This is a genomic window from Mesocryomonas lacus, from assembly GCF_055730135.2.
The window spans coordinates 1-1,773 of sequence record NZ_JBUZWE020000043.1 but is presented as its reverse complement, the minus strand read 5'-3'; the positions used below and the strand labels follow the sequence as shown (position 1 = coordinate 1,773).

3 protein-coding genes are annotated in these 1,773 nt (G+C 60.3%); 2 read left to right on the top strand and 1 reads right to left on the bottom strand.

What is annotated here, in order from left to right:
• Together ACZLZY_RS24825 and ACZLZY_RS24820 are read left to right on the top strand one after the other, a co-directional pair.
• Positions 1-376: hypothetical protein (locus ACZLZY_RS24825; protein WP_472936633.1), on the top strand; the 376-nt coding region annotated here is incomplete at its 5' end.
• 529 nt (positions 377-905) lie between these two features.
• Positions 906-1,076 carry a hypothetical protein gene (locus ACZLZY_RS24820; RefSeq protein ID WP_472936632.1) on the top strand — a complete coding sequence of 57 codons (171 nt, stop codon included), beginning with the start codon at positions 906-908 and terminating at the stop codon, positions 1,074-1,076.
• 235 nt (positions 1,077-1,311) lie between these two features.
• On the opposite strand, the gene ACZLZY_RS24815 is transcribed toward ACZLZY_RS24820, so the two are convergent.
• Entirely contained in the window at positions 1,312-1,614 is a 303-nt protein-coding gene (locus ACZLZY_RS24815; RefSeq protein WP_472936631.1) for a hypothetical protein, read from the bottom strand.
• Positions 1,615-1,773 lie beyond the last annotated feature (159 nt).

Genomic DNA, 1,773 nt, shown 5'->3' with positions numbered 1-1,773 from the left:
CCGGAACCGACTTGGCCGTCCAACCTTCGTTGATCCTGACCACTCGACGTGGACAGACATCGGCAGAGTTTTTGACATCGATCCCCTTGGCGGCATCCCGGGGCACGAGAAGACCTTTATCAAGATGATGTCGGAGCGGCGGCACATTTACGAGCACTTCGGAGGTGTGGCGGATCAGAACTACCTGGAGAAAAGCGGGGAGCAAGGCGTGCGACTTGGTCAGCTGATCAGAGAGACCCCTGGAAACGTGCACAGGCTGCTAGGGCAACTGACGCGCGTTGGACAAGCATTCCAGAACGGCTTCCAGTCGATCTTCCCCGTCACAGATGCGCCGATCGAACGGTACGAGCGCCATAAGGCTTTCGCTGAGCAGTAACGATAACGGTATGCTTTTCAAGGACTAGCGATCATCTCACCAAGCGGACCGCTGTGGTTCGATCTGTGAGTCAACGACGGCAGCTATCAGCCTTTTTTCTGATCCTGAGCGGACGGTCCACTTTCGGCCCATTGCGGCGCCGGAAATCACTTCCGGGTTGGGTAGATGAACGAACCCGCTCGAGCTTGATGGGAGGCAGCTTCAAGGGTTTCGGATTGATGCAGCATCCGGAGCGGCGGGCGCAGCCGAAGAGGCGCTGAGCCAAGGCAAGGGCAGCAGAGGCCGCCCCGGGAAGACGCCAGGCATTGGCGCTGGCCGGGCAGCCACGACAGGCTTCAGTGTTGCTGCCACCATCGACTCGCTGGCCAATGCCACCCCTGATGAAGCGGCAGCCCGCGGCAAAGCGTTGAATGAGTGGGCTGACGCGAACGTGCCTACGCCCTCCAACCTGTTCAAAAGCCTCTCGGGGGAAGGAAGCCCGCAGAGGGCATCGGCTGGTCCGTCGCACGCTGAAGCCGAACGCGACTCTATGTCCTCGCTGCGGGAGCAGTTCGGCAGCCTGATGGATCGCTTCGGGAGCTTCATGGCCGGCATCAAGGGATCGGATGTGATCGACGCTGTGGGGCTCGTCTCGACGCTGAAAGGGATACAGTCCATGACGCAATCGGTGGCGCTCCGGCAAATATGTCGGCCGTGGTGAACGACAGCCGTTCGTTCCCGGTCACGAACAACATCTCGGCGCCGGTAAGCGTGTCAGTCACCCAGGCAGTACAGGCACCCGCCTCTGTCGGCAGGGCGATCGCCACTGCCGTAGGCATGTCTGCGGTGATGCCACGCGCCGCCGTGGTGGTCTCGCCGTCGAACTGATGATGAAGAGCCAGAGGATGTCGCCGCCAGAGGAAACATCCGGTGGCCGGCGTCCTCGGCCGTCTGCCTCAATGGCTGCCGGCAACGGCCATGGCTATGGCGCCAAGGACGGATCCGCACATCACGACCGATGACATCTCGCGGCCAGACAGCTTCATCACGCCGCCGGTGATGCCCATGGCAATGACCGCCACGGCGAAAAGCAGAAGTTCACTGTCGGTTTTCGCAACGACGTGCACCGCGACCACAACGATCAGCCCGACCACGATCATCAGGGCGCCTTTCCAAGGCGTGATCCGAGCCAGGCGGGCGCCCAGCAGGCCGCCGGCGATCGCGGCAACCATGATCCAGATCTGTGCTGCTTCTTCCATCCGAAAGTCTCTCCAAGCCTGTCCGATTCTTGCCAAGACACCTGATGACGGACATTTAAGGTTTGGTTAGCGTGAAATCCGATAATGTGCACTGGAAGATAGTCGATACTTTGTGCTCGCCTTTAGCAGTAGGCATACTCGATCGACAATTAGCAGGAG